This is a genomic window from Psychromonas sp. B3M02 (assembly GCF_003318165.1).
Lineage (GTDB): Bacteria > Pseudomonadota > Gammaproteobacteria > Enterobacterales > Psychromonadaceae > Psychromonas.
The window spans coordinates 1-712 of record NZ_QOCB01000098.1 but is presented as its reverse complement, the minus strand read 5'-3'; the positions used below and the strand labels follow the sequence as shown (position 1 = coordinate 712).

Genomic DNA, 712 nt, shown 5'->3' with positions numbered 1-712 from the left:
ACTTCATCAAAACCTTGTTCTTTTAGGTAAGCTGTTGATTTTTCACAACGAATACCACCAGTACAAAACATAGCTACTTTCTTATGTTTTTCTGGATCTAGGTTTTCTTTAACGTACTCTGGGAATTCACGGAAGTTAGTGGTTTTTGGATCCACTGCATTCTCGAAGGTACCAATGCTAATTTCATAATCGTTTCGAGTATCAACCAGTAAGACTTCAGGGTCGCTGATTAATGCATTCCAATCTTTAGGCTTTACATAAGTTCCTACTGTACGGTTAGGATCAATGCCCTCCACACCCATGGTAACAATCTCTTTTTTCAGTTTAACCTTAGTGCGATAGAACGGGTTTTCATCATCAAATGAAAACTTAGCAGTAAGAGATGCTAACCGAGGATCCGCTTTTAGCCAATTTAGGACATTATCAATACCTTCTTGATCGCCTGCGATGGTTCCGTTGATTCCTTCGCTTGCTAACAATAAAGTGCCTTTAACTTGGTTTGCATTCAATATATTAAGTAATGGGGTTTGAATCTCTTCGTAATTGGCTAGTTCAACAAACCTATATAAAGCACAAACAACTGTATTTGACATGTTTTTTCCTCGTTCTACGGACCGAAACGTAAATTAGCCACGCATTATACGAATAGAAACGGCATTAGCAATTTTTATATTGTCTTAATTTTAATCTAATTTTCCTCATAAAATTTTTA

At 36.4% G+C, this 712-nt stretch carries 1 protein-coding gene; it reads right to left on the bottom strand.

Annotated elements, in window-relative coordinates; translation table 11 throughout:
- On the bottom strand, window positions 1-593 hold a 593-nt coding region (gene trhO, locus DS885_RS17785; RefSeq protein ID WP_258546895.1), incomplete at its 3' end, for an oxygen-dependent tRNA uridine(34) hydroxylase TrhO.
- Window positions 594-712 lie beyond the last annotated feature (119 nt).